The sequence below is a fragment of the Aureimonas flava genome (genome assembly GCF_003583935.1).
In the GTDB taxonomy this organism is placed as follows: domain Bacteria; phylum Pseudomonadota; class Alphaproteobacteria; order Rhizobiales; family Rhizobiaceae; genus Aureimonas; species Aureimonas flava.
Map to the genome: position 1 here is coordinate 111,465 of NZ_QYRN01000007.1, position 25,165 is coordinate 136,629.

Consider the following 25,165-nt stretch of genomic DNA (forward strand, 5'->3'; position numbering starts at 1 on the left):
CGGATCCGCACCCATGAACGCGCTCTCCACGCCCTTCCGCCGCGCCACCGCCGTGTTCGGCCTCGTCGCCGGCCTGTCCCTCGGCCTCGCCGCCACCGCCCAGGCGGTGGAGATCAAGGAGGTCACCAGCCCCGGCGGCATCCACGCCCTCCTGGTGGAGGACTACACCAACCCGCTGATCGCCATGCGCTTCGCCTTCAAGGGCGCCGGCTCGACGCAGGACCCCGCCGGCAAGGAAGGAACCGCCAACCTCCTGTCCGGCCTCCTGGACGAGGGGGCGGGCGACATCGACAGCGCCGCCTTCCAGTCCAAGCTGGACGAGCTCGGCGTCTCGCTCTCGTTCGATTCCAGCTACGACAACTTCTCGGGCAACTTCCGCACCATCGTGGAGAACGAGGACGCGGCCTTCGACCTCCTGCGCCTGGCCGTCAACGAGCCGCGCTTCGACCAGGAGCCCGTGGAGCGCATCCGCGGCCAGATCGCAGCCGGCATCGTCGGCAACGAGCAGGACCCCGGCACGCTGGCGGCCAAGGCCTTCCGGAGCACCGTGTTTCCCGGCCACCCCTATTCGCGGCCCGCGGATGGCACGGTGGACACGCTGCGCACGGTGACGGCCGACGACCTGCGCGCGTTCCGGGGGAAGACCTTCGGGCGCGACAACCTCGTGGTGGGCGTCGTCGGCGCGATCGACGAGGCGACGCTGAAGACGCGGCTGGACGAGATCTTCCTCCCGCTGCGCGAGAAGGCGGACCTCGTGCCGGTGCCCGACGTGCAACCGGTGACGGGCCAGCGCGACGACGTGGCGCTCGCCCTGCCGCAGACGCAGATCCAGTTCGCCCTGCCGGGCGTCAAGCGCGACAGCCCCGACTTCTTCGCCGCCTATCTCGCCAACCACATCCTGGGGGGCGGCACGTTCGATTCGCGCCTCTACAAGGAGATCCGCGAGAAGCGGGGTCTCGCCTACGGCGCCGGCTCGTACCTGACCAACTACGACCACGCCGCCATGCTGGCGGGCGCCACCGCGACGCGCGCCGACAAGGCCAAGGAGAGCATCGACATCATCCGCGCCGAGCTGAAGCGCATGGCCGACCAGGGGCCGACGCAGGAGGAGCTCGACCGTGCCAAGGCCTTCGTCAAAGGCTCCTACGCGGTGCAGAACCTGTCGTCCTCCCTGTCGATCGCCTCGACCCTGGTGGGCATCCAGCTCGACGACCTCGGCACCGACTATATCGAGCGGCGCCAGGGCCTGATCGACGCGGTGACGCTGGACGAGGTGAAGGCCGTGGCCAAGCGGCTGATGTCGGTGGACCCGACCGTCATCACGGTGGGCCCCGCCGACGCCTGAGGACGAGGGGTGATCCCGCGCGACCCGGCGCCCGCGTCCTCGGCGCCCGAAGCGTCGATCGGGCTGGCGCTCGGCGGCGGGGGCGCGCGCGGGCTCGCCCATCTCCACGTGCTCGCCGCCTTCGAGGATCTGGGCCTGCGGCCCGCCCGCATCGCCGGCACCTCGATCGGGGCGATCGTGGGCGCGGGCGCCGCCAGCGGCCTCGGCGCCGCGGCGATCGAGGACCACGTGCTCGCCGTCCTGGCCAGCCCGCGCGGCGCCTTCGGCACCCTGTGGCGCACCCGCCCGCCGACGCTCGCCGAGTTCCGCGCCGAAGGCGGCTTCCGGCTCGGCCAGCTCAACGCCGAGCGGGTCGTCGCCGCCTTCCTGCCGCCCGGCATGCCGGCCCGCTTCGAGGATCTCGGCGTCCCGCTCGCCGTGATCGCGACCGACTTCTACGGCGGGCGCGAATGGCCGATCCGCAGCGGCGACCTGGCGAGCGCGCTCGGCGCCTCAGCCGCCCTGCCGGCGATCTTCCGCCCCGTGCGCCGCGACGGGCTGGTGCTGGTGGACGGGGGCATCACCAACCCTCTGCCCTTCGACGTGTTCGACCCGTCCTGCGCGGTGGTGGTCGCCTCCGACGTCACGGGCGGCCCAGAGCGCGGAGCCCTGCCGCTGCCGACGCCGGTCGAGACGATGCTGGGCGCCTCGCAGCTGATGATGGGCGCGGTGGTGCGCGCCAAGCTCGCCTGCGCGACGCCCGACGTCCTGATCCGGCCGCCGGTCTCGTCCTACCGGGTGCTCGATTTCCTGCGGGCGCGCACGATCCTGCGCGAGACGCATGGCGTGCGCGAGGAGGTGAAGCGGCGGCTCGGCGAGGCGCTGGAGGGCCGCGCGGCTAGTGGGTCGCGGTTTCCTCCAGAAACCGCATGAGCCCGGTCTCGACCCGCGTCAGACCCTCGCGCGTGCGCCCGCGCATCAGGTCGGCGGGCAGGCGCTCCCCCTCGAAGGCGGCGACGATCTCCGGGTGCACATAGGACGCGCGCGCCACCGTGGGCGTGTTGCGCAGGAGCACGGACACCGCCTTCATCGCCTTGGCTACCGCGCGCTTGCGCTTGGCCTGCGTGTCCGCCTTCTCGGCCGGCACCTCCTCCAGCAGGAAGCGCAGCGCCTCGGCGGAGCCGTGGAAGGTGCGGAAGTCCTTGGCCGACACCTTCTTGCCCGACGAGTCCCTCAGGTACTCGTTGAGGAGGTTGGCCGTCAGGTCCCGGGGAGGCTCGCCCTTCTCGCGGAAGCGGAACAGGCGCTTGGCGCCGCGCTCGCGGCGCATCCGGTCGAGCGAGCGCACCAGCGCCGGCTCCACGACCTCGATGACATGGGCCTTGTTGGACTTGCCCACGAACTTGAGCACCGCGCGCTTCTTGGCGATCTTCAGGTTCTCGCGCCGTAGCGACGCGACCCCGCGCCCGCCGTCCTTGGCGTATTTCTCGTGGCCGGGGCGCATGGCGGCGACGTCGATCAGCCGGGCGGCCACGGCGGCGGTTCCGCGCCGGTCGGTGCCCTGGCGCTTGAGGTCGCGCGCGATACGCCGCCGCAGCTTGGGCAGCGCCCGCCCGAAGCGCAGCAGGCGCTCGGTCTTCACCGCGTTGCGCACGTTCACCCAGTCGTCGTGGTAGCGATACTGGAGGCGGCCCTTCTCGTCGCGGCCCGTCGCCTGGATGTGTCCGTTCTCCTCGACGCAGATCTTCACGTCGCGCCAGGCGGGCGGCAGCACCAACGCCTTGACCCGCGCCTTCAGCACCTTGTCGGTGATCGTCTCGCCGTTGGTGAAGCAGATGCGCTGGCCGCGCCCGTGCGGGTGCAGCTCCACGCCGAACTCCGCCGGATCGACGATGGTCAGTCCGAACCGTTCGGCGTGGAAGTCGAGGCGCTTGTTCATGGACCGGGGTTCACCACTGGCGTCGGGCCGTGGAAACGCCGGCCCGCGCGCGCCGGTTCCGGCAGGGTGGGGTGCGGCCGAATGCCCGTGGACGGGCCGCCGCGACGCGGAACGCGGGGGCCGCCCCGCCGTTGGGCCGCCATCGAAACGTATCGGGGAGAACCGGTGATGAGCACGGTTTCCAAGGGCGACAAGGTCGAATGGTCCTGGGGCAAGGGCAAGGCCGAGGGCAAGGTCGAGCAGCGCTTCACCGACAAGGTGACGCGCAAGATCAAGGGCAAGTCGATCACCCGCAACGCCTCCAAGGACGAGCCCGCCTATCTCGTGAAGTCGACGAACGGCGGCAAGGCGCTGAAGAGCGACAGCGAGGTGCACAAGAAGGCCGCGCACTGAGCGCGGCGCGCCCGGCCGGCGTCGGCGCCCGTCAGGACGGCGGTCGGTCCTCCGGCGCGCCGGAGAGATAGGCGGGCGCCGCGCCGCGCGGCTGGCGCGCGCGCGCGCCTTCGCCGCCCTTCGGCTTGACCAGGGGCTCGGGGGTGACGCGCCCGCGGCCCAGCACCGACGAGCCCGTGCCGGCGGTGCGCGCCTGCTGCAGCGCCAGCCGCTCGGCGTCGCGCCGGCGCACGTCCTCGACGATGCGCCGCGCCTCGTCGTGGGCGACCCCCAGCGTCTCCAGGGTCTTGCCCCCGAAGCGCAGCGCCGATTCCAGCGTCTCGCGCAGCTCGAAGGCAACGCCCCGCTCGCGCAGCGTCAGCGAGTGGTTGCGGTCGTAGGAGCGCGCGAAGATCGGCACGTTCGGAAATTCCGAATGAATTAGGTCGACGATCGCGTTGGTGGTCTCCGGCTTGTTGGTGCAGACCGCCACCACCTTGACCTGCCGGATGCCGGCCGCCTCCAGGACGCTGCGGCGCAGCCCCGAGCCGAAATAGATGCGGAAGCCGAAGCGGCCGGCCGCGCGGATGCGCTCGGCCGAGGAATCGATGATCGTCATCTCCAGCCCGCTCGACAGCATCACCTGCGCGGCGATCTGGCCGAAGCGCGAGAAGCCGATCATCAGGACGTCCGACTGCCCGGCGCCGGAGAAGTCCTCCTCCATCTCGTCGGGCCGGTCCTCGTCGGGCGCCATGCGCCGGGCCAGCCGGTCGGCCAGCGGCGTCAGCGCCATGGAGAGCGTGACGATCGACACGAGGAGCGAGCCGGTGGCGCCGTCGAGGATCGCCGAGGCGGTGGCGGCCGAGAACAGGACGAAGGCGAACTCGCCGCCCTGCGGCAGCACCAGCGAGGTGCGCAGGGCGACCGGATGCGTCTCGCCGAACGCCCGGCAGAGCGGATAGAGGATCGCCGCCTTGACGGCCATCAGCCCGGGAGCGCCGAGGAGCACGATCCAGGCGTTGTCGGCGATCACCGACAGGTCGAGCGTCAGGCCGACGCCGATGAAGAAGAGGCCGAGCAGCAGCCCGCGGAACGGGTCGATATTGGCCTCGAGCTCGTGGCGATAGGAGGATTCGGCCAGCAGCACGCCGGCGATGAAGGCGCCCATCGCCATGGAGAAGCCGGCAAGGCCCATCAGCAGCGCCGAGGCCAGCACCACGAACAGCGCCGCGGCGATCATCACCTCGCGCGCGCCCGCGTTCGCCAGCACACGGAACAGCGGGTTGAGGAGGTAGCGCCCGGCCGCCACCAGCGCCACCAGCGCGCCGAGCGAGCGCGCCATCGCGAGCGGGTCGAAGGCCGCCGCGTCCTTCCCGCCCGGCGCCAGGACCGGCAGGAGCGCCAGGAGCGGCACGATGGCGAGGTCCTGGAACAGGAGGATCGAGAACGAGGTCTGGCCGAAGCGCAGGTTGATCTCTCCCGATTCCTCTAGGAGTTGCAGCGCGAAGGCGGTGGAGGAGAGGGCGAGCCCGAAGCCGATCACCACGGCCGCGTTCCAGCCCGGCAGCACCAGCGCCAGCCCCAGCGTCAGGACGCCGCCGGTGACCATGACCTGGGCGAGCCCGAGGCCGAAGATCTGACGGCGCAGCGCCCACAGGCGCGAGAGCTTCAGCTCCAGCCCGATGATGAAGAGCAGGAACACCACGCCGAGCTCGCCGATATGGAGGATCTCGGCCTGCCCGTGCTGCACCAGGCGCAGGATCGGGCCCATCACGATGCCGGCGAACAGGTAGCCGAGAATGGTGCCCAGGCCGATGCGCTTGAACAGGGTGCCGGCCACGATGCCGCCGCCGAGGATCAGCAGGATCTCGAGAAACAGCGGCGCGGTCTCTGCCATGGCCTTCTCCGGGGGCACGCCGGCGCACGCAAGTCCTCGGGCGGGGCGGCTTGACGTCGGCTTGAAGGCAGCCAATGGCATAATAGATGGTGCGGATGCAAAAGGTTCGGCGGTTTCCCCATGAATGACGACATCGGACGGCTGGAGGAGACCGGGCAGCGGCTGATCGAGGCGGCGCGGCGCGCCGGCGCGCATGCCGCGGACGCCGCCGTGGTCCGCTCCCGCTCGCAGAGCGCGCAGGTGCGCCTGGGCAAGGTGGAGGGGCTGGAATCGTCGGAAAGCGACGACCTCTCCCTGCGCGTCTTCGTGGGCCGGCGCGTCGCCACCGTCTCGGCCGATCCGCGCGCCGACATGGACCGCCTGGCGGAGCGCGCGGTCGCCATGGCGCGCGTTTCGCCCGAGGATCCGTATGCCGGCCTCGCCGACCCCGCGCTCCTGGCCGCGGACCGGCCCGACCTCGACCTGTTCGACCCGACCGAGATCTCCGGCGAAGGCCTGGTCGAGACGGCGCGCGCGCTGGAGGAGGCCGCGCTCGGCGTGCCGGGCGTCACCCGTTCGGGCAGCGCCTCGGCCGGCTTCGGCGCCACCGGGCTCGTGCTCGTCACCTCCACCGGTTTTTCCGGCTGGCGCCGGCGCTCCGGCTTCTCGCGCTCGGTGAGCGCGGTGGCGGGCGAGGGCACCGGAATGGAGCGCGACTACGACTTCGATTCGCGCATCCACGCCGCCGACCTCGAGGGCGCCGCCGCGATCGGCCGCCGGGCGGGCGAGCGGGCGGCGCGGCGCCTCGACCCCGGCAAGCTTGCCACCGGCCGCTACGCGATCGTGCTCGATCCGCGCGTCTCGCGCGGGCTGATCGGCAGCCTCCTGGGCGCCGTCAACGGCGCGGCCATCGCGCGCGGCACGAGCTTCCTGAAGGACCGGATGGGCCGGCGCGTGCTGCCCGCCGGGCTCGACCTCGTGGACGAGCCGCGCCTCCCGCGCCGGGCCGGCTCGCGCCCCTTCGACGGCGAGGGCGTGGCGGGCGAACGGCTGGCGCTGGTGGAGGACGGCGTCTTGCGGCACTGGCTGCTCGACAGCGCCACCGCGCGCGAGCTCGGCCTCGCCACCAACGGGCGCGCCTCGCGCTCGTCCGCCGGCGTCTCGCCCTCGGCCACCAACGTCTCGCTGACGCCGGGCGCGCTGTCGCCCGAGGCGCTGCTGCGCGACACGCACGAGGGCATCTACGTCACCGAGATGATCGGATCGGGCGCCAACCTCGTCACCGGCGACTATTCGCGCGGGGCGTCCGGCTTCCGGATCCGGGACGGCGCGCTCGCCGAGCCGGTGTCGGAGTTCACGGTGGCGGGCAACCTCGCCGACATGCTGCTCGCGATCGAGCCCGCCGACGACATGGACGAGCGCTTCTCCGTGGTCGTGCCGACGCTCCGGATCGGCGAGATGACGGTGGCGGGCCGCTGAGCGTGGCGCACGACCGGGACGATCTCGCCCTCCTCGCGGAGGTCGCGGCGGAGGCGGGGCGCATCGCGCTGCGCTTCTGGCGCAAGGACCCGCGCGTCTGGTGGAAGGGGCAGTCGCCCGTCTCGGAAGCCGATCTCGCGGTGGACCAGTATCTCGCCTCGGCGCTGCTCGGCGCCCGGCCCGGCTACGGCTGGGTCTCGGAGGAGACCGCCGCGCGCCCGGCCGCCGGCGAGGAGGCGCGCTTCTTCGTGGTGGACCCGATCGACGGCACGCGCGCCTTCCTGCGCGGCGAGCCCGACTGGTGCGTCTCGGTCGCCGTGGTGGCCGGGGGGCGCCCGGTGGCCGGCGTCCTCGACGCTCCCGCGCGGGACGAGGTGTTCCTGGCCGGCGCCGATACGCCGGCGACGCTGAACGGCGCGCCGATCGCAGCGCGCACCGGGCACGGGCCCGAGGAGACGCTGCGCCTCGCCATGCCCGAGCCGATGCGCCGCCGGCTGTCCGAGCGGGCGGACGCGCGCATCGCCTTCTCGCCCAACGTCCCCTCGCTGGCGCTGCGCCTCGCCATGGTCGCCTCGGGCGCGCTGGACGGGACGCTGGTGGGCGCGCGGGCCAACGACTGGGACATCGCGGCGGCCGACCTCATCCTGGAGCGGGCCGGCGGGCGTCTTGCCGGGCTCGAGACCGGCCACCACCTTTACAATCCCGTCCCCGCGAGGCATGGCGTTCTGGTCGCCGGCGCGCCGGACATCGTGGAGCGCCTGCGCTCCTTCGCCGCCCAGGCGGCCTGACAGCTCCACCCGGCGGGACGCATGCCCGCCGCAACGATCGGATCCCGCCCATGGTCAGCGAAGCCGAGCCCCGCCAGCGCCTCCATCTCGTGTTCGGCGGCGAGCTTTCCACCCTCGAGGGCGTCGACTTCCGCGACCTCTCGGCGCTCGACGTGGTGGGCATCTTCCCGGACTACGCCTCGGCGCTCGCCGCCTGGCGCGGCAAGGCCCAGGCCACGGTGGACAACGCCTCCATGCGCTACTTCATCGTCCACCTGCATCGCCTGCTCGATCCCGAGTCGGCCTGACGGGCCGAGGGCTGCGGCGGGCGTGGACGAGATCGCGGGTTCAACAGGGGGAGGCGGCAAGGCGACCCGCAAGCGGCTGCGCGTGCGCCTCCAGCGGCGCTCCAAGGCCTGGCTGCGCTCGCCGGCCGTGATCGGCGTCGGCGCCGCGCTGGTGCACGGCGCGCTGCGCTTCATCTGCCGCACCCAGCGCACCGCCGCCGGCTCCAGCGACCACCGCGCCATCCTGACGCGGCATCACCCGGCGATCGTCGGCCTGTGGCACGGGCAGCATCTGCTCGCCCCCTTCTTCCGCCCGGTCGAACTGCCCTATGTCGCGCTCCTGTCGCGCAGCGCCGACGCCGAGATGAACGCCGCGGTCGTGGAGCGTTTCGGCATCGGAACGGTGCGGGGCTCGGGCGGGCGCGTGCGCGAGGCGGCGGCCCGGAAGGGCGGCGCGCGGGCGCTGATCGCGCTGCGCCGCAGCCTCGCCGAGGGGATCGGCGTGTGCATGATCGCCGACGTGCCGAAGGGCACCCCGCGCGAGGCCGGGCTCGGCATCGTCACGCTCGCCCGCCTGTCCGGCCGGCCGATCGTTCCGAGCGCGGCCGTCACCAGCCGGCGCCACGTGGTGCGCCGGAGCTGGGACAGGACCACCCTGCCGCTCCCGTTCGGACGGATCGCCGTGGTGATGGGCGAGCCGATCCACGTGCCGGCCGATGCCGGGCCGGAGGAGATGGAACGCCTGCGCGCCGAACTCACCCGCGCGATCGAGGCGGCGAACGCCGAGGCGCTGCGGCTCGCCGACGGAGGCCGTCCATGAGCGACTTCTGGGCCCGCCGGGCGCTCGGCGCCTATCGCATCGCCGGCTCGCTCGCCTATCCGGTGATCGGACCCTACGTCGCCTGGCGCGCCTCCAAGGGCAAGGAGGAGCGCTCGCGCCGTCGCGAGCGCTACGGCTTCGCCTCCGAGCCGCGCCCGGACGACCGGCCGCTGGTCTGGATCCATGCGGCGAGCGTCGGCGAGAGCCTCGCCGTGATGCCGCTCGCCCATACGCTGGCGGCGGAGGGCATCGGCATCCTCGTCACCACGGGCACCGTGACCTCGGCCGCGATGATCGCCGAGCGGCTGGTTCCCGGCATGATCCACCAATACGTGCCGCTCGACCTGCGCCCCTGCGTGGCGCGCTTCCTGGACCATTGGCAGCCCGACCTCGCGCTGGTGGCCGAGAGCGAGATCTGGCCGGTGACGCTGGGCGAGCTCGCCCGCCGCCGCGTTCCCCAGGTGCTCGTCAACGCCCGCCTGTCGGACCGCTCGTTCCGGCGCTGGCGCGCCGCGCCCCGGCTCGCCGAATCCATCATGGAGTGCTTCGCCCATGTCGCGGCCCAGTCGGAGGTGGACGCGGAGCGGTACCATCTGCTGGGCGCGCGCTCGGTCAGCACCGTGGGCAATCTCAAGGCCGACATCGCCGCCCCGCCGGTGAACCGCGAGGACCTCGACGAGGCCCGGCGCATGATCGGCCTGCGTCCGGTCTGGGCCGCCGTGTCGACCCACGAGGGCGAGGAGGCGATGGCGGCCGACATCCACCTCTCCCTGCGCGAGGACCGGCCGCGCCTTCTCACCGTGGTGGTGCCGCGCCACGTGGAGCGCGCCGAGGCGCTGCACCGGATGCTGGCGGCCAAGGGGCTCAACGTCGCGCGCTGGAGCCGGGGCGAGCTGCCCGACCCGACCGCCGACGTGCTGCTCGGCGACACGATCGGCGACATGGGCTTCTACCTGCGCCTCACCGACATCGCCTTCATCGGCAAGTCGATCCATGCCGAGGGCGGGCAGAACCCGCTGGAGGCGGCCCGGCTCAACACCGCGATCCTGTCGGGCCGGCTGGTGCAGAACTTCCGCGACATCTACGGCCGCCTGATCGAGCGGGGCGGCGCGCGCATCGTGCCGGACGCGGCGGCGCTGGAGGCGGCGGTGGCCGAGCTCTTCGCCCATCCCGAAACGCGCCGCGCCATGGCCGGGGCCGCGCGCGAGAGCGTCGAGGAGATGGGCGGGGCGCTTCGCCGGACGCTGAACGCGCTGGACCCCTATCTCCTGCCCCTGCGGCTGGCGGTCTCGATGGACCGGCGGGGCGAGGGGCGGTGATCGGCGCGCGCGCCCCGGCCTTCTGGTTCGCCCCCGCCGGCTGGCAGGCGTCGCTCCTCTCGCCCGCCGCGCTGGTCTACGGCCGCGTCGCCGCCCGGCGCATGGAACGCGCGCCGCGACGCCCGGCCACGGCGCCGCTGATCTGCGTCGGCAACTTCACCCTGGGCGGCGGCGGCAAGACGCCCGCCGCGCTGGCGCTGGCCGAGGCGGCGCGCGCGCGCGGTCTGCGGCCCGGTTTCCTGACACGCGGCCACGGCGGCGCAGCCCGGCTGCCGCTCCTGGTCGACCCGGACCGCCACGGCGCGGGACTGGTGGGCGACGAGGCGCTGCTTCTGGCCGAGGCGGCGCCCACCGCCGTCTCGCCCGACCGGGCGGCCGGCGCGATCCTCTTGCGCCATGCCGGCTGCGACCTGTTCCTGATGGACGACGGCTTCCAGAGCGCGCAGCTCCGCGCCGACGTGGCGCTCCTGGTGGTGGACGGGGCGCGCGGGCTCGGAAACGGCCGGGTGTTTCCCGCCGGCCCCTTGCGCGCGCCGCTCGAAGCGCAATGGCCGCTGGCCGACGCGATCCTGGTGGTGGGCGAGGGGGAGGCCGGCGACGCGGTGGCGCGCCGCGCGGCCGCGGAGGGCCGCCCGGTGCACCGCGCCCGTCTCGCGGTGCTGGACGCGGCATCCTTGCGCGGCGCCCGCTGCCTCGCCTTCGCCGGCATCGCCGATCCCGGCAAGTTCCATCGCTCGCTCGCGGAGGCCGGCGCCGTGGTGGAGGCGCGGCGCGACTTCCCCGACCATCACCCGTTCGGCGAGGCCGACGCCGGGGCGCTTCTGGCGGAGGCGGAGGCGAAGGGCCTCGTGCCCGTGACCACCGCCAAAGACCATGTGCGGCTCGCGGGCGGCGGCCCGCGCGCCCGCGCGCTGGCCGAGGCGTCGCGCGTCCTGCGCGTGGCCTTGCGCTTCGGCGACGCCGGCGCGCCGGACGCGCTGATCGCGGCGGCGCTGCGCTCGTTCGGGGCGCGCTAGAGAGGGGACGACTCAGCCGCGCCCGCCGACCTCCAGCTCGCGCGCCAGCGCGGCGGCGGCGTCGGCATAGGGCTCCTGCCGCTCCACGCTCCAGTATTTCAGGAGATCCAGCGGGATCGCCTCGCCGCTCACCGCGCAGCGCACGAAGGCGCCAGGGCGCAGCACCTCGAAGTCGCCGTCGCCGTAGCGCAGCCTGGCCTCGCCGCCGCCGTCCATCCGGTTCATCATCGTAGGTCGTCTTTCCAACAGGTCTGCCCGTTGTTCGGCGCAAAGGGCCCGTCTTGTCAACGGCGCCCGAACAGGCGCTCGATGTCGGCGAGCTTCAGCTCGATGAAGGTCGGGCGGCCGTGGTTGCAGGTGGCGGACGCCGGCACCTGCTCCATGCGGCGCAGCAGCGCGTTCATCTCGGGCGCCTGGAGGCGGCGTCCGGCGCGCACCGAGCCATGGCAGGCCATGGTGGCCGCGACGTGGTCGACGCGCAGCCCGAGGCCCGCCGCGCCGCCGGCCTCGGTCAGTTCGTCGGCGATCTCGCGCACCAAGGCGGGCGCGTCCACCTCGCCGAGGAGGGCGGGTGTCTCGCGCACCATCACCGCGCCGGGCCCGAAGCGCTCCAGGTGGAGCCCGAAGCGCCGCAGCACCGCCTCCTCCGCCACCAGCCGCTCCACCTCGGCCTCCGTGAGGTCCACGACCTCGGGGATCAGCAGCATCTGCGAGGGGAGGGGGCGGGCGTGCATCGCCTCCTTGAGCGCCTCGTAGACGAGCCGCTCGTGCGCGGCGTGCTGGTCGATCAGCACCAGGCTGTCGTCGGTCTCGGCGACGATGAAGGCCCGGCCGATCTGGGCGCGCGCGGCGCCCAGCGGAAACTCGCCCCGCGCGGGCGCTGCGGGCGCCTCCTCGAGCCCGTCGGCGCGGGCCGACGGCTGGAAGCCGCCGAAGCGTGCGGGCGGCGCGTCCAGGGGGCGCGACGGGGAACGGGCCGGATCGTAGGGCGCGACGGGGCGCTCGCCGAAGGCGAACGAGGAGCGCATGGCCGGGGCCGGGGCCAGGGCCGGGGCGCCCTCATGCCGGACCGGTGCCGGCTCGGCCACCACGCCCGTCCGGAAGCGCGCCATCAGCCCCTCCGCCCCTTCCGTCGAGCCGCGCAGGGACAGGCGCGCCAGCTCCGCGCGGATCGCGCCCACCACGAGCCCGCGCACGAGGCCGGGGTCGCGGAAGCGCACGTCGGCCTTGGCCGGGTGGACGTTGACGTCGACGTCGCGCGGGTCGACCTGGAGGAACAGGACGCAGACCGGATGGCGGTCGCGCGGCATGACGTCGGCATAGGCGCCGCGGATCGCCGACAGGATCAGCCGGTCGCGCACCGGGCGGCCGTTGACGTAGACATACTGGTGCTGCGCCGTGCCGCGATGGAAGCTCGGCAGGCCGGCGTGGCCGGCGAGGAACACGCCCTCGCGCCCCGCGTCCAGCGCGAAGGCGTTGTCGGCGAAGCTGTCGCCGACGATGGCGGAGACGCGCTCCAGCGCCTGTGCCTCCTCCACGGCGGGCAGCACGAGCGGGCTCCGGTCCTCGCCGGTCAGCTCGAAGCGCACGCCCGGAAAGGCGATCGCGATGCGGCGCACCACCTCGGTGATCGCCGCCGATTCCGCCCGGTCGCTCTTCAGGAACTTCAGCCGGGCGGGCACGGCGTGGAACAGGTCGCGCACCTCGATCGCGGTGCCGCCCGAGAGCGCCGCCGGACGCGGGCCGTCCTGCCGCCCGCCATGGACCAGGATCTCGTGCGCCCCGTCGGCCCCGCGCGCCCGCGAGCGCAGCGACAGCCGCGCCACCGAGCCGATCGAGGGAAGCGCCTCGCCCCGGAAGCCGAGCGTCTCGATGCCCTGCAGTCCGCCCTCCATCTTGGAGGTGCAGTGGCGGCGCACCGCCAGCGGCAGCTCGGCCAAGGGAATGCCGCACCCGTCGTCGGTGATGCGGATCAGGCTCTTGCCGCCACCCGCCGTGACGATCTCGATGCGCCGGGCGCCGGCGTCCAGCGCGTTCTCCACCAGTTCCTTCACGACGCTGGCCGGCCGCTCCACCACCTCGCCGGCGGCGATCTGGTCGATCAGGGTCTCGGTGAGCTGGCGGATCGGCATGGGCGGCTTTCGGCGGCTGGGGCTCGCCGTCACATAGGCCCGTCCGGGCGCCGGAGCAAACGGGCGCGGATCGCGGACCGGGGCGCTCTCACGCCGCCGCCTCGAGGATCACCGCGACGGAGCGGGGCGCCAGCGTGAAGGGCTCGCCGGGCCGGAGCGGCCGCTCGCCCGCCTCCGGCCGGTCGGTCTGGAGCACGAGCCGGTGCGTGCGGCCGGGCGCCGGCGCGGGCAGGCGGAGCGCCAGCGGCTCGCGGCCGGCATGGAGATAGACGAGCGCCGCCGAGCCCCGCGCCGCCAGCCGCGCGCCGAGCCAGCGCCGCGCATCGTCCCGCCACTCGCCGGGTGCCATCGCCTCGCCGCCGGCGCCCAGCCAGACGACGTCGGGCGCCCCGTCCACCAACGCGCCGGTCAGGAAGGCGGGGGCGCGGAGGGCGGGCACCGCCGCGCGCAGCCGGGCGAGCCGGGCGGTGAACGCGGCGAGCGCCCCGTCGGCGCCCGCCCAGTCGAGCCAGACGGTCTCGTTGTCCTGCGCATAGGCGTTGTTGTTGCCGCCCTGGCTGCGGCCCAGCTCGTCGCCGGCGACGATCATCGGGTTGCCCCGCGCGACGAACAGCGTGGCGAGGAGCGCGCGCATGTCGCGCTGCCGCGCGGCCAGGATGGCGGGATCGGGCGTCGCGCCCTCCGTCCCGTTGTTCCAGGAATGGTTCTCGCCGTGGCCGTCGCGGTTGTTCTCGCCGTTGGCCTCGTTGTGCTTGGCCTCGTAGGCGACGAGGTCGTGGAGCGTGAACCCGTCGTGGGCGGTGACGAAGTTGACGCCTGACGCGGCGTCGCGGCCCGGCCCGGCGAAGAGGTCGGGCGAGCCCGCCAGGCGCGTGGCGAGCGCCGACAGGAGGCCGCCCTCGCCGCGCCAGAAGCGGCGCACGTCGTCGCGGAACCGGTCCTGCCATTCCAGGAAGGGTGCGGGGAAGGCGCCGACCTGGTATCCGCCGGGGCCGACGTCCCAGGGCTCCATCACATGGAGACGGTCCCGCAGGACCGGGTCGGCCGCCAGGCGCCGGAGGAACGGCGCGTCCGGCCGGAAGCCTTGCGGCGTGCGGCCGAGCACCGTGCCGAGGTCGTAGCGGAAGCCGTCGACCCCGCCGTATTCCACCCAGGCCCGGAGCGCGTCGATCCCGAGCCGCATCACCGGCTCGCGCCAGAAGGCGAAGGTGTTGCCCGTGCCGGTGTCGTTGGCGAGCCGGTCGGGCTCGGCCGCGTCGGCGGCGTAGTAGGTGGCGTTGTCGAGCCCGCGATAGCAGAGCGTCGGCCCGCCGTGGTCGCTCTCGCCCGAATGGTTCAGCACCATGTCGAGCAGCACGCGGATGCCGCGCGCGTGCAGCGCGTCGCTCACCCGGCGCACCTCCGGCCAGCCGCCGGGCACGAGGCGCGGGTCGGGCGCCATCTGGCACACCGGGTTGTAGCCCCAGGCGTTGCCGAGGCCGAGATGGACGAGGTGCCGCTCGTCGATCGCCGCGGTGAGCGGCATCAGCTCCACCGTCTCGACGCCGAGGCGCTGGAGATGGTCGAGGACCGCGGGCTCGGCGAGCGCGCCCAGCGTGCCGCGCAGCGCGGCGGGCACGCCGGGATGGGCCTGCGTGTAGGCGCGCACCAGAAGCTCGTAGGTGAAGCCGGGCGCCCGGCGTGGCAGCACCGGCGCGCCGCCCGCCGGACGGCAGACCACCGCGCGCGGCATCAGCGGGGCTGTGTCGAGCCGGCGCCCGGGCGGGCTTCCCAGCGCCGCGTGGTAGACGAAGGGCCGGTCGAGGCGCAGCGCATAGGGGTCGACCAGGAGCTTCGACGGGTCGAAGCGGTGGCCCCGGGCGAGATCGAAGGGCCCATGGGCGCGAAGCCCGTAGAGCGCCCCCTCCGCCAGCCCCGGCACGAAGCCGAAATGCACGTCGCCCGCCCGGCCGGGCAGGGCGAGGCGCTCGCGCTCCCGGATGCCGGCCGGATCGAACAGGCAGAGCTCGATGCGGCTCGCATGGGCCGAGAACACCGCGAAATGCGTGCCGTCCGCGCCGGGGCTCGCCCCCAGCCGCTCGGGCGCCCCGTGCTCCGCCGTGATCGTCGTCATGCTGCCCGTCCCTACAAGGCGCCCTGCCAGTCGCGCACGGCGTCCAGCGGATAGAGAAGCATCAGGACGTTCAAGGTGAGGTTATCGCGGATCAGCCAGCCGGTCAGGAGCTCGAAGCCGAGGGCGATCGCGACCGTCGCCCAGACCGGCAGGCGTGCGGCGAGCAGGAAACCCGCCGCCATGAAGCCGATGTCGGCCACCGAATTCACCACGCTGTCGCCGAAATAGTCGAGCGCGATCGTCGCCTCGCGGTAGCGGTCGATCACCGCGTCGGTGTTCTCCGCGATCTCCCAGGCGGCCTCCATCAGCGTCGCCAGCACCAGCCGATGCCCGAGCGACCAGCGCCGGGCGAGGAGGTGCAGGAGGCCGTAGAACAGGAAGCCGTGGATGAGGTGGGACGGGGAGTACCAGTCCGACAGGTGCTGCGAGTTCTGCGAACTCGCCACCTCGCCGTGCCAGAGCTTCACGTATCCGCATTCGCAGATCGGCACGCGGCCCATGGCGAGGAGGATCGCCGCCGTCGCCGCGACGATCGCGGCGACGAGGATGGCGGCGCGCGGCGAGACGTGCCGTGCGCCGGGTGCGGATGCGGCGCTCAGGTGCGAACGTCCGGCTCGGCACGGCCCGTGCGGGCCCGGATCTCGCCGATCGCATCGGCCGTGTCGACCAGCTCCTTCAGCGCCTCCTCGACCGGCAGGGCGTGGCGCGCCGGATCGGGCTCGAAACGCTCGAGGTAGACGCGCAGCGTCGCGCCCACCGTGCCGGTGCCCGACAGGCGGAACACGATGCGCGAGCCGCCGGAGAAGACGATGCGCACGCCCTGGCCGGTCGACACCGAGCCGTCGACCGGATCCTTGTAGGAGAAGTCGTCGGCCTCCGAGACCACGAGCGTGCCGAACCGCTGGCCCGCCATGGAGGCGAGGCGCCCGCGCAAGCTGTTCATCAGCTCCTCGGCGGCGGGCTTGTCGACCTCCTCGTAGTCGTGGCGCTGGTAGTAGTTGCGGCCGAACTCGGCCCAGTGTGCCGCCACGATGTCGGCCACCGACTGGCCCCGCACGGCGAGGATGTTGAGCCAAAGGAGCACGGCCCAGAGCCCGTCCTTCTCGCGCACGTGGTCCGACCCCGTGCCCGCGCTCTCCTCGCCGCAGATCGTCACCTTGCCGGCGTCGAGCAGGTTGCCGAAGAACTTCCAGCCGGTGGGCGTCTCGTAGATGCCGACGCCCCGCGCCTTCGCCACGCGGTCCGCGGCGCCGCTGGTCGGCATCGAACGGGCGATGCCCGCGATGCCCTTGGCGTAGCCGGGCGCCAGATGCGCGTTGGCGGCGAGGACCGCGAGCGAATCCGACGGGGTGACGACGATGCCGCGCCCGAGGATCATGTTGCGGTCGCCGTCGCCGTCGGAGGCGGCGCCGAAGTCGGGTGCGGTCGGCCCCATCATCAGGTCCACCAGCGGCGCGGCCCAGACCACGTTGGGGTCGGGGTGGCCGCCGCCGAAGTCCTCGGAGGGCACCCCGTTCAGCACCGTGCCCTGCGGCGCGCCCAGCCGCCGCTCCAGGATCTCGCGGGCGTAGGGCCCGGTGACCGCGTGCATGGCGTCGAAGCGCAGCGTCAGGCCGCCGGCGATCGCCTCGCGGATCCGCGCGAAGTCGAACAGGGTCTCCATCAGCGCGGCGTAGTCGACGACGGGGTCGACGATCTCGACATCCATGTCGCCGAGGCGGCTGGTGCCGACCACCGAGAGGTCCGGCGCCTCGCCGTTCCAGATGCGGTAGTCCGCGATCTCGCGGGTGCGGCGGTAGATCGCGTCGGTCACGCCCTCGGGCGCCGGGCCGCCGTTGGCGATGTTGTACTTGATGCCGAAGTCGCCGTCCGGCCCGCCGGGATTGTGGGAGGCGGACAGGACGATGCCGCCGGCCGCCTTGCGCTGGCGGATGAGGTTGGAGGCGGCGGGCGTCGACAGGAGGCCGTTCTGCCCGACGATCACCTTGGCGACGCCGTTGGCGGCCGCCATGCGGATCGCCTTGCGGATCACGGTGGCGTTGAGAAAGCGCCCGTCGCCGCCGATCACGATGGCCGAGCCGGCGGGGCGCTCGGTGGCGTCGAAGATCGCCTGGAGGAAGTTCTCGGCGTAGTTCTCCTGCGCGAAATGCGGGACCTTCTTGCGCAGGCCGGACGTGCCGGGCTTCTGGTCGTCGAAGGGCTTGGTCGCGACGGTGCGGATCATCAGGGTCGTTCCTCGACGAGGCTCTGGTAGAGGTCTGCGTAGCGGCGGGCGCTGGCGGTCCAGGACACGTCGCTCGCCATGGCGGTGCGCTGCATGTCGCGCCACAGCGGCGCGTCGGCATAGAGCGTGAGAAGGCGCTGCACGCCCTCCATCAGCGCCTCGCGCGTGACGGGGGCGAAGATGATGCCGGTCGCCACGCCCGCGGTCTGCGCGGCGAAGTTGGCGTCGATCACCGTGTCGGCAAGGCCGCCGACGCGCGACACGACCGGCATGCAGCCGTAGCGCAGCGCATAGAGCTGGGTCAGGCCGCAGGGCTCGAAGCGCGACGGGACCAGCAGCGCGTCGGCGCCCGCCTGCACCTTGTGCGACAGGACCTCGTCGTAGCCGATGCGAACGCCCATGCGCCCGGAGTGCCGGGCGGCCGCCGACAGGAAGGCGCCCTCCAGCAGCCGGTCGCCCGAGCCCACCACGGCCAACCGGCAGCCGCTGGCGACGATCTCGTCGCAGCTCTCGGCCAGGATATCGAGCCCCTTCTGCCAGGTCAGGCGGCTGACCACGGCGAGAAGCGGCGTGTCGTCCTCCTCCAGCGCGAACTCGGCCTCTAGCGCCCGCTTGTTGAGGACGCGGCGGAACAGCGTGTCTCTGTCGAAGGTCGCGGCCACGTGCGGGTCGCGGTCCGGGTCCCAGGTCGCCACGTCGATGCCGTTGACGATGCCCGACAGCCGGTCCTCGCGCCCGCGCAGGAGGCCGTCGAGGCCCATGCCGCCCTCGGCGGTGAGGATCTCGCGCGCGTAGTTGGGGCTCACCGTGGTGATCCGGTCGCTGGCGCGAAGCCCGCCCTTCAGGAAGCCGACCGAGCCGTAGTATTCGACGCCGTCGACGCCCCAGGCCTCCGGCGGCAGGCCGAGCCCGGCGAAGATCGTCTGCGGAAAGGCGCCCTGGAAGGCGAGGTTGTGGATGGTGATGGCCGTGCGGGGACGGTCGGCGCCCAGATGCTCCAGATACACCGGGGCGAGCGCCGCCTGCCAGTCGTGGGCATGCACGATGTCGGGCCGGTAGCCCGGCACGAGGCCGGTGCCCACCAGGGCGCCGACGCGCCCGAGCGCGGCGAAGCGCGCCCAGTTGTCCGGGTGGTCGTAGCCGTTCGCGCCCACATAGGGGCCGCCCGGCCGGTCGAAGAGGTGGGGCGCGTCGAGGAGCAGCAGCGCGAGGCCCGCGACCTCCGCCCGCAGGACGCGCGCCGGGCCGCCGAAGAGATCGTCGATCGCGGCGACGGCGGACGCGCCCTCGAGCCCGGACAGCACCGACGGGTAGGCCGGCAGGAGGGTCGTCACCTCGACGCCGACCTGGCCGAGCGCCAGCGGCAGCGCGCCGGCCACGTCCGCAAGCCCACCCGTCTTGATCAGCGGAAAGACCTCCGACGCGACGGAGAGAACGCTGGTCATCCCTGGCCGAGCCGGTCGATCATGGACTGGGTGACGAGGCACACGCCTCCGGCCGAGCGGCGGAAGCGCCGGGCGTCGAGCTCGGGGTCCTCGCCGATCACCAGCCCGTCGGGGATGTGGACGCCCCGGTCGAGGATCGCCCGGGTGACGCGCGAGCCCCGGCCGATGTGGCAATGGGGCAGGACCACGGCTTCGTTGAGCACGGAATAGGAGTTCTGGCGCACCCCGGTGAACAGCAGCGAGCGGTGCAGCGAGCCGCCGGAGATGATGCAGTCGCCCGACACCAGCGAGGAGATCGCCATGCCGCGGCGCCCGTCCTCGTCATGGACGAACTTGGCCGGCGGCGTCACGTCGGCATAGGTCCAGATCGGCCAGTCGCGGTCGTAGATGTCGAGCTGGGGCACCACGTCGGTGAGGTCGATATTGGCCTGCCAGTAGGCGTCCACCGTGCCGACGTCGCGCCAGTACGAGCCGTACTCGGCCTCCGAGCGCACCACGGAGGACGAGAACGTGTGGGCGTAGGCCGTGCCGTGCTTGACCACGTAGGGCACGATGTCGTGGCCGAAGTCGCGGCTGGAGCCGGGGTCGGCCGCGTCGCGGCGGAGCTGGGCGGCCAGGAACCTCGTGTTGAAGACGTAGATGCCCATGGAGGCCAGCGCCGTGTCCGGGCGGCCGGGAATCGCCGGCGGATCGGCCGGCTTCTCCACGAAGGCGGTGATCTGGTTCTTGTCGTCCACGTGCATCACGCCGAAGGCCACGGCCTCCATGCGCGGCACCTCCAGGCAGCCGATGGTCACGTCCGCGCCCGTGTCCACATGCTGCTGGAGCATGATCTCGTAGTCCATCTTGTAGACGTGGTCGCCTGCCAGAATGACGATGTATTCGGGCGCGTAGGCCTCGATGATGTCGATGTTCTGGTACACGGCGTCGGCCGTGCCGGCATACCACTGGTCCTCCGACACGCGCTGCGAGGCAGGCAGGACGTCGAAGCTCTCGTTGCGTCCCGGCCGCAGGAAGTTCCAGCCCCGGTTGAGGTGGCGGATCAGCGAGTGGGCCTTGTACTGCGTGGCGACGCCGATGCGGCGGATGCCCGAGTTGATCGCGTTGGACAGGGCGAAGTCGATGATGCGCGACTTGCCGCCGAAATAGACCGCGGGCTTGGCGCGGTCGTCAGTGAGCTCCATCAGGCGGGAGCCGCGCCCCCCGGCCAGCACATAGGCCATCGTGTCACGCGCGATCGGCCCCGCGCGCCGGTGATCTGCCATATCGTCTCCTCCTGCGCCGTTCCCGCGAGCACCCGCCGGGGGCCTGCCGGTCGCCACTGTTCTGTGTTTCCACAGCGGAAAGATAGGGCCGATGACCCGGCGGCAACCGGCCCGGGGGCCGGTTTGCACAGAGTTTTTGAGCGATCGGGGGCCGGCTCAGGCGCCGGGGCCGGCCTTCCAGATGTCGCGCGCGTATTCGCGGATCGAGCGGTCGGACGAGAACCACGACATGCGCGCGGTGTTGCGCGCGGCGATCGCGTTCCAGGCCGCCCGGTCCTTCCAGAGGACGTCGAGCCGGCGTTGCGTGTCCCAGTAGGCCCGGAAGTCGGCGGCGATCATCCACCAGTCGCGGTCGCGGATGGAGTTCATCAGGTTGGCGTAGCGGCCGGGGTCGCCCTGGCTGAACACGCCGGACGAGATCGAATCGATCGCCGAGCGCAGCAGCGGCTGGCCGTTGATCACCGCCTGACCACCGTGGCCCTCGGCGCGCATCTTCGCCACCTCGTCGGCCTTGAGGCCGAAGATGAAGATGTTGTCCTCGCCGATATGCTCCAGCATCTCGACATTGGCGCCGTCCAGCGTGCCGATGGTGAGCGCGCCGTTGAGGGCGAACTTCATGTTGCCGGTGCCCGACGCCTCGAGGCCGGCCGTCGAGATCTGCTCCGAGAGGTCGGCCGCCGGCATGATGATCTCGGCGAGCGAGACGTTGTAGTTCGGGAGGAACACGACCTTCAGGAGGCCGCGCACCGTCGGGTCGGAGTTGACGACGCGCGCCACGTCGCCCGCCAGGTGGATGATCTCCTTGGCCTGCACGTAGGAGGGCGCCGCCTTGCCGGCGAAGATCTTGACGCGCGGCGTCCAGTCGAGATGGGGCAGGGAGCGGATCTGCTCGTAGAGCGCCACCGTCTCCAGGATGTTGAGGAGCTGGCGCTTGTACTCGTGGATGCGCTTGACCTGGATGTCGAAGATGGCGGCCGGGTCGAGGCCGATGGCCAGCCGCTCCTGCACCAGGGTCGCGAGCCGCTGCTTGGCCTCGCGCTTCACCGCCGCGAAGCGTTCCTGGAAGGCGGCGTCGTCGGCGTGGCGGTCGAGCTTGGCGATTTCGTCGATGTCGTCGCGGAAGCCGGGCCCGATCGTCTCATCGATCAGCTTCGACAGGCCGGGATTGGCCTGATGGAGCCAGCGGCGCGGGGTCACGCCGTTGGTCTTGTTCTCGATGCGCGAGGGATAGAGCTTGTGCAGGTCGTGGAACACGGTCTGCTTCATCAGCTCCGTGTGCAGCGCCGAGACGCCGTTCACCGCGTGGCTGCCCACGAACGCCAGCTGGCCCATGCGCACGCGCCGCCCGTTGCCCTCGTCGATCAGCGAGATCGCCGAGATGGTCCGGTCGTCGAAGCCCTGGCCCTGCGTCGCCTCGCGCAGGACGCCGGCGTTGATCTGGTAGATGATCTGCATCTGGCGCGGCAGCAGCCGCTCGAAGAGATGGATCGGCCAGGTCTCCAGCGCCTCCGGAAGAAGCGTGTGGTTGGTGTAGGAGAAGGTCGCCCGGGTGATCGTCCAGGCCTCGTCCCATTCCATGCCGTGCACGTCCACCAGGAGGCGCATCAGCTCGGCGACCGACACGGCCGGATGGGTGTCGTTGAGCTGGATCGCGACCTTGTCGGCGAGGTTGGTCAGGTCGTCGTACTGGGCGAGGTGGTGGCGGATGATGTCCTGCAGCGAGGCCGAGGAGAAGAAGAACTCCTGGCGCAGGCGCAGCTCCTGGCCGGCCTGGTGCGAATCGGCCGGGTAGAGGACGCGGGTGATCGCCTCGGCCTTGTTGGATTCGAGCAGCGCGCCGATGTGGTCGCCGGCGTTGAAGGCGTCGAGCAGGATCGGGTCGAGCGACTGCGCGCTCCACAGGCGCAGCGTGTTGACGTGGGCGCCGCGCCAGCCGACGGCCGGCGTGTCGTAGGCGACGGCCAGCACGCGCTCGGCCGGGCGCCAGACGAAGCGCGTGCGCCCGCCCTCCTCGATCGAGGTCACCTTGCCCCCGAAGCCGATCTCGTAGGAGCTCTCGCGGCGCTCGAACTCCCATGGATTGCCGTGCTTCAGCCAGGTCTCGGGCAGCTCGACCTGCGCGCCGTCGACGATCTCCTGGCGAAAGAATCCGTGGACGTAGCGGATGCCGTAGCCGTAGCCGGGCACGCCGACCGAGGCCATGGATTCCATGAAGCAGGCCGCGAGGCGCCCCAGGCCGCCGTTGCCGAGCGCGGCGTCGGGCTCCAGGAGCTCGACCAGGTCCAGTTCGACGTCGTAGCGCGCCAGCGCCTCGCGAATCGGATCGGTCAGGCCGAGATTGGAGATCGCGTCGCGCAGGAGGCGTCCGATCAGGAACTCCATCGACAGGTAGCAGACGCGCTTGGCCTGGCTCCGGCGCGTCTCGATCGTGGAGTTGAACCAGTTGTCGATCACCCGGTCGCGCACCACCAGCGTGGTGGCTTCGAGCCAGTCGTGCAGGCGCGCGGCGCCCGTGGTCTTGCCGATCGAATAGGTCAGCTTCTCCACGATCTCCTTGGCGATCGTGTCGGTGTCGTTGAGCCGGGGCTGCGACTTGTCGCCGGGCTCGAGGAGCGAGGGGCGGACGGCGAGGCTGGATGCGGTCATGTCGGATCTCACGTCCTCAGGTGGGCGATGGCGGAGACGAGGCCCGCCGTGGAGGAGTCACGGCTCTCGGCGGAGGCTTCGCCGCGCACGACGGGCAGGAGGCCGGTGGCCAGTTCCTTGCCGAGCTCGACGCCCCACTGGTCGAAGGCGTTGATGCCGAAGAGCTGCGCCTCCACGAAGACACGGTGCTCGTAGAGCGCGACGAGGCGGCCGAAGGCGAAGGGCGTGAGCTTGTCGTGCAGGATGGTGATCGAGGGCCGGTCGCCGGAGAACTCGCGGTGCGGCGCGATGCGCTCGGCCTCGTCCGCCGGGCGGCCGGCGTCCAGAAGCTGCCGGCGGGCCTCCTCCAGCGTGCGGCCCTTCATCAGCGCCTCCGACTGGGCGAGGCAGTTGGCCAGAAGCAGGTCCTGGTGGATCCGCATGTCCTGGCCCCTCTCGTGCGCGTTGGCGCCCACGATGAACTCCACCGGCACGATGTCGGTGCCCTGGTGCAGGAGCTGGAAGAAGGCGTGCTGGCCGTTGGTGCCGGGCTCGCCCCAGACCACCGGTCCCGTCGGCGTCTCGACGCGGCGGCCGTCCAGGCCGACATGCTTGCCGTTGGATTCCATGTCGAGCTGCTGGAGGTAGGCCGGCAGCCGGGCGAGGCGCTGGTCGTAGGGGATCACGGCGCGCGAGGGATGGCCCTGCGCGACCCGATGCCACCAGCCGACGAGGCCGAGGATCAGCGGCAGGTTGGCGTCCGCCGGCGCGTCCTTGAAATGGCGGTCCATGTCGCGCGCGCCCGCCAGGAACTCGCGGAAGCGCTCCGGCCCGATCGCGATCATCAGCGGCAGGCCGATCGCCGACCACACGGAGTAGCGGCCGCCCACCCAGTCCCAGAAGCCGAAGGTGCGGTCCTCGCCGATGCCGAAGGCGCCGACCTTGTCGAGCGCGGTGGAGACGGCGGCGAAATGCGCGCCCACCGCGGCCTCGCCGAGACGGCCCGCGACCCAGGCCCGCGCCGTCTGCGCGTTGGTCATGGTCTCGATCGTGGTGAAGGTCTTGGAGGCGACGATGAAGAGCGTGGTCTCTGGATCGAGGCCCCGCAGCGTGTCCGCCATGTGGGCGCCGTCGATGTTGGACACGAAATGGGCGCGCGGGCCGTCATGGTAGGGCGCGAGCGCGAGGCAGGCCATGACCGGTCCGAGGTCCGAGCCGCCGATGCCGATGTTGACGATGTCGGTGATCCGCTGGCCCGTGGCGCCCCGGATCGTGCCGTCGCGAAGGCCTTTCGCGAAACGCGACATGGCGGCGAGGACGCCCTCCACCTCGGCGCCCACCGCCTGTCCTTCCACGGCGAACCCGTCGCCGGGCTCGGCGCGCAGCGCCACGTGGAGCACCGCACGGTTCTCGGTGGTGTTGATGCGCGCGCCGGAGAACATCGCGTCGCGGCGCTCCAGGACGCCGGCGAGGCGGGCGAAGGCGTGCAGCGCGGCGAGGTCGTCGGCCGCCAGCGCGCATTTCGACACGTCGAGCAGGAGGTCGTCGTGCCGGAACGAGAAGTGGCGGAACCGATCCGCGTCGGCGGCGAAGAGCGCCTTGATGCCCGTCTTCGCGGCGGTCGCGCCCCGCGCCTTGAGCTGGTCGAGGGATACGTCGTTCGAGATCTGGTCGGTCACGCGATCGGTCCATGGCTTCGTCGGCGAGCCGACAGGCCCGCGCTCGGACGCCGAAGGATAGAGCGTTTTGCCGCAGTGCCCAACAGTTTCCCGTCGGGCCCCCGCCATGCCGCCCCGGCCGCGCGCCGCCGGGACGATCCGTATCGGAAAGCCATTACGAATTCGCCTATGGCGGACCGGGGAGGGGGGAGGCGACCCCCGCGGCGCCTCAGGTCCGAAGGCCGGCCAGCTTCTCGATCGCGTGGTCCAGCGTCTGCGACATCGGATCGATCCCGTCGGCCCGGTTCTCCGCGTCGACGCGGCGCTTCCATTCGCCGAGGATCGATCGCTTCTCGTGGTCGTCCAGGAACCCGTCCTCGACCACGGCCATCGGCGTATCGAACGACGTGCCGTCCTCGCGGTCGAACCGGGCGTGCTTGAGGGCTTCGGTGCTCATGGCTTGGACTCCTGACAGACGTCCCCTCGTCGGGGGACGTGCGTCGA

The 25,165-nt window shown here is 72.4% G+C and carries 21 protein-coding genes; 9 read left to right on the forward strand and 12 right to left on the reverse strand.

The features are described 5' to 3' along the window. Positions 1-13: 13 nt before the first annotated feature. Positions 14-1,345 (forward strand): M16 family metallopeptidase, encoded by a 1,332-nt coding sequence (locus D3218_RS14055; protein WP_119540724.1) that lies wholly within the window; start codon positions 14-16, stop codon positions 1,343-1,345. A gap of 9 nt (positions 1,346-1,354) precedes the next feature. Further along, entirely contained in the window at positions 1,355-2,257 is a 903-nt protein-coding gene (locus D3218_RS14060; protein WP_119540725.1) for a patatin-like phospholipase family protein, read from the forward strand. Here the strand turns inward: D3218_RS14060 and D3218_RS14065 are convergent. After that, the gene (locus D3218_RS14065) at positions 2,223-3,263 is read right to left on the reverse strand and encodes a DNA topoisomerase IB (protein ID WP_119540726.1); all 1,041 of its coding nucleotides are present in this window, start codon (positions 3,261-3,263) and stop codon (positions 2,223-2,225) included. The two genes, D3218_RS14060 and D3218_RS14065, sit on opposite strands and share 35 nt — an antisense overlap. A 168-nt stretch (positions 3,264-3,431) precedes the next feature. On the opposite strand from D3218_RS14065, the gene D3218_RS14070 reads away from it, so the two are divergent. After that, positions 3,432-3,656 carry a hypervirulence associated TUDOR domain-containing protein gene (locus tag D3218_RS14070; protein ID WP_119540727.1) on the forward strand — a complete coding sequence of 75 codons (225 nt, stop codon included), beginning with the start codon at positions 3,432-3,434 and terminating at the stop codon, positions 3,654-3,656. Positions 3,657-3,687: 31 nt separating this feature from the next. On the opposite strand, the gene D3218_RS14075 is transcribed toward D3218_RS14070, so the two are convergent. After that, a complete protein-coding gene (locus tag D3218_RS14075; RefSeq protein WP_119540728.1) occupies positions 3,688-5,532 on the reverse strand; it encodes a monovalent cation:proton antiporter-2 (CPA2) family protein in 1,845 nt (614 codons plus the stop codon). A 120-nt stretch (positions 5,533-5,652) separates the two neighbouring features. Here D3218_RS14075 and D3218_RS14080 point away from each other — a divergent pair, with 120 nt between their 5' ends. Genes D3218_RS14080 through lpxK form a run of 6 tightly spaced genes read left to right on the forward strand, consistent with a single transcriptional unit; the run spans position 5,653 to position 11,199 of the window. Further along, positions 5,653-6,990: a TldD/PmbA family protein gene (locus D3218_RS14080; protein WP_119540729.1), complete on the forward strand. Its 1,338-nt coding sequence runs from the start codon at positions 5,653-5,655 to the stop codon at positions 6,988-6,990. 2 nt (positions 6,991-6,992) lie between these two features. Further along, the gene (locus tag D3218_RS14085; protein WP_245415050.1) at positions 6,993-7,778 is read left to right on the forward strand and encodes a 3'(2'),5'-bisphosphate nucleotidase CysQ; all 786 of its coding nucleotides are present in this window, start codon (positions 6,993-6,995) and stop codon (positions 7,776-7,778) included. Positions 7,779-7,828: 50 nt separating this feature from the next. After that, a complete protein-coding gene (locus tag D3218_RS14090) occupies positions 7,829-8,065 on the forward strand; it encodes a DUF4170 domain-containing protein (protein ID WP_119540731.1) in 237 nt (78 codons plus the stop codon). 22 nt (positions 8,066-8,087) lie between these two features. Continuing rightward, positions 8,088-8,864 carry a lysophospholipid acyltransferase family protein gene (locus tag D3218_RS14095; protein ID WP_168990530.1) on the forward strand — a complete coding sequence of 259 codons (777 nt, stop codon included), beginning with the start codon at positions 8,088-8,090 and terminating at the stop codon, positions 8,862-8,864. Continuing rightward, positions 8,861-10,183: a 3-deoxy-D-manno-octulosonic acid transferase gene (locus D3218_RS14100; protein ID WP_119540732.1), complete on the forward strand. Its 1,323-nt coding sequence runs from the start codon at positions 8,861-8,863 to the stop codon at positions 10,181-10,183. Before D3218_RS14095 ends, D3218_RS14100 begins: the two co-directional genes overlap by 4 nt. After that, positions 10,183-11,199 (forward strand): tetraacyldisaccharide 4'-kinase, encoded by a 1,017-nt coding sequence (gene lpxK, locus D3218_RS14105; protein WP_119540874.1) that lies wholly within the window; start codon positions 10,183-10,185, stop codon positions 11,197-11,199. Before D3218_RS14100 ends, lpxK begins: the two co-directional genes overlap by 1 nt. Before the next feature lie 12 nt (positions 11,200-11,211). On the opposite strand, the gene D3218_RS14110 is transcribed toward lpxK, so the two are convergent. The 10 genes from D3218_RS14110 to D3218_RS14155 form a co-directional block, all read right to left on the reverse strand. Beyond that, entirely contained in the window at positions 11,212-11,427 is a 216-nt protein-coding gene (locus D3218_RS14110) for a DUF2093 domain-containing protein (protein WP_119540733.1), read from the reverse strand. Positions 11,428-11,483: 56 nt separating this feature from the next. Continuing rightward, on the reverse strand, positions 11,484-13,331 hold the full coding sequence (gene mutL, locus D3218_RS14115) for a DNA mismatch repair endonuclease MutL (protein ID WP_119540734.1): 1,848 nt from the start codon (positions 13,329-13,331) through the stop codon (positions 11,484-11,486). Positions 13,332-13,419: 88 nt separating this feature from the next. Further along, on the reverse strand, positions 13,420-15,444 hold the full coding sequence (gene glgX / locus D3218_RS14120; protein ID WP_119540735.1) for a glycogen debranching protein GlgX: 2,025 nt from the start codon (positions 15,442-15,444) through the stop codon (positions 13,420-13,422). 11 nt (positions 15,445-15,455) lie between these two features. Further along, entirely contained in the window at positions 15,456-16,043 is a 588-nt protein-coding gene (locus D3218_RS14125; protein ID WP_119540875.1) for a DUF2585 domain-containing protein, read from the reverse strand. Then, positions 16,040-17,671: an alpha-D-glucose phosphate-specific phosphoglucomutase gene (locus D3218_RS14130; RefSeq protein ID WP_210209687.1), complete on the reverse strand. Its 1,632-nt coding sequence runs from the start codon at positions 17,669-17,671 to the stop codon at positions 16,040-16,042. The genes D3218_RS14125 and D3218_RS14130 overlap by 4 nt, the downstream gene beginning before the upstream one ends. Further along, positions 17,668-19,113 carry a glycogen synthase GlgA gene (gene glgA / locus D3218_RS14135; protein WP_119540737.1) on the reverse strand — a complete coding sequence of 482 codons (1,446 nt, stop codon included), beginning with the start codon at positions 19,111-19,113 and terminating at the stop codon, positions 17,668-17,670. Before glgA ends, D3218_RS14130 begins: the two co-directional genes overlap by 4 nt. After that, positions 19,110-20,378 carry a glucose-1-phosphate adenylyltransferase gene (gene glgC / locus D3218_RS14140; protein ID WP_119540738.1) on the reverse strand — a complete coding sequence of 423 codons (1,269 nt, stop codon included), beginning with the start codon at positions 20,376-20,378 and terminating at the stop codon, positions 19,110-19,112. Before glgC ends, glgA begins: the two co-directional genes overlap by 4 nt. 156 nt (positions 20,379-20,534) lie before the next feature. After that, the gene (locus tag D3218_RS14145) at positions 20,535-23,024 is read right to left on the reverse strand and encodes a glycogen/starch/alpha-glucan phosphorylase (RefSeq protein WP_119540739.1); all 2,490 of its coding nucleotides are present in this window, start codon (positions 23,022-23,024) and stop codon (positions 20,535-20,537) included. A gap of 8 nt (positions 23,025-23,032) precedes the next feature. Further along, positions 23,033-24,682 (reverse strand): glucose-6-phosphate isomerase, encoded by a 1,650-nt coding sequence (gene pgi / locus D3218_RS14150; protein ID WP_245415051.1) that lies wholly within the window; start codon positions 24,680-24,682, stop codon positions 23,033-23,035. Between the two features lie 208 nt (positions 24,683-24,890). Then, positions 24,891-25,118 (reverse strand): hypothetical protein, encoded by a 228-nt coding sequence (locus tag D3218_RS14155; protein ID WP_119540741.1) that lies wholly within the window; start codon positions 25,116-25,118, stop codon positions 24,891-24,893. Between the last annotated feature and the right edge of the window lie 47 nt (positions 25,119-25,165).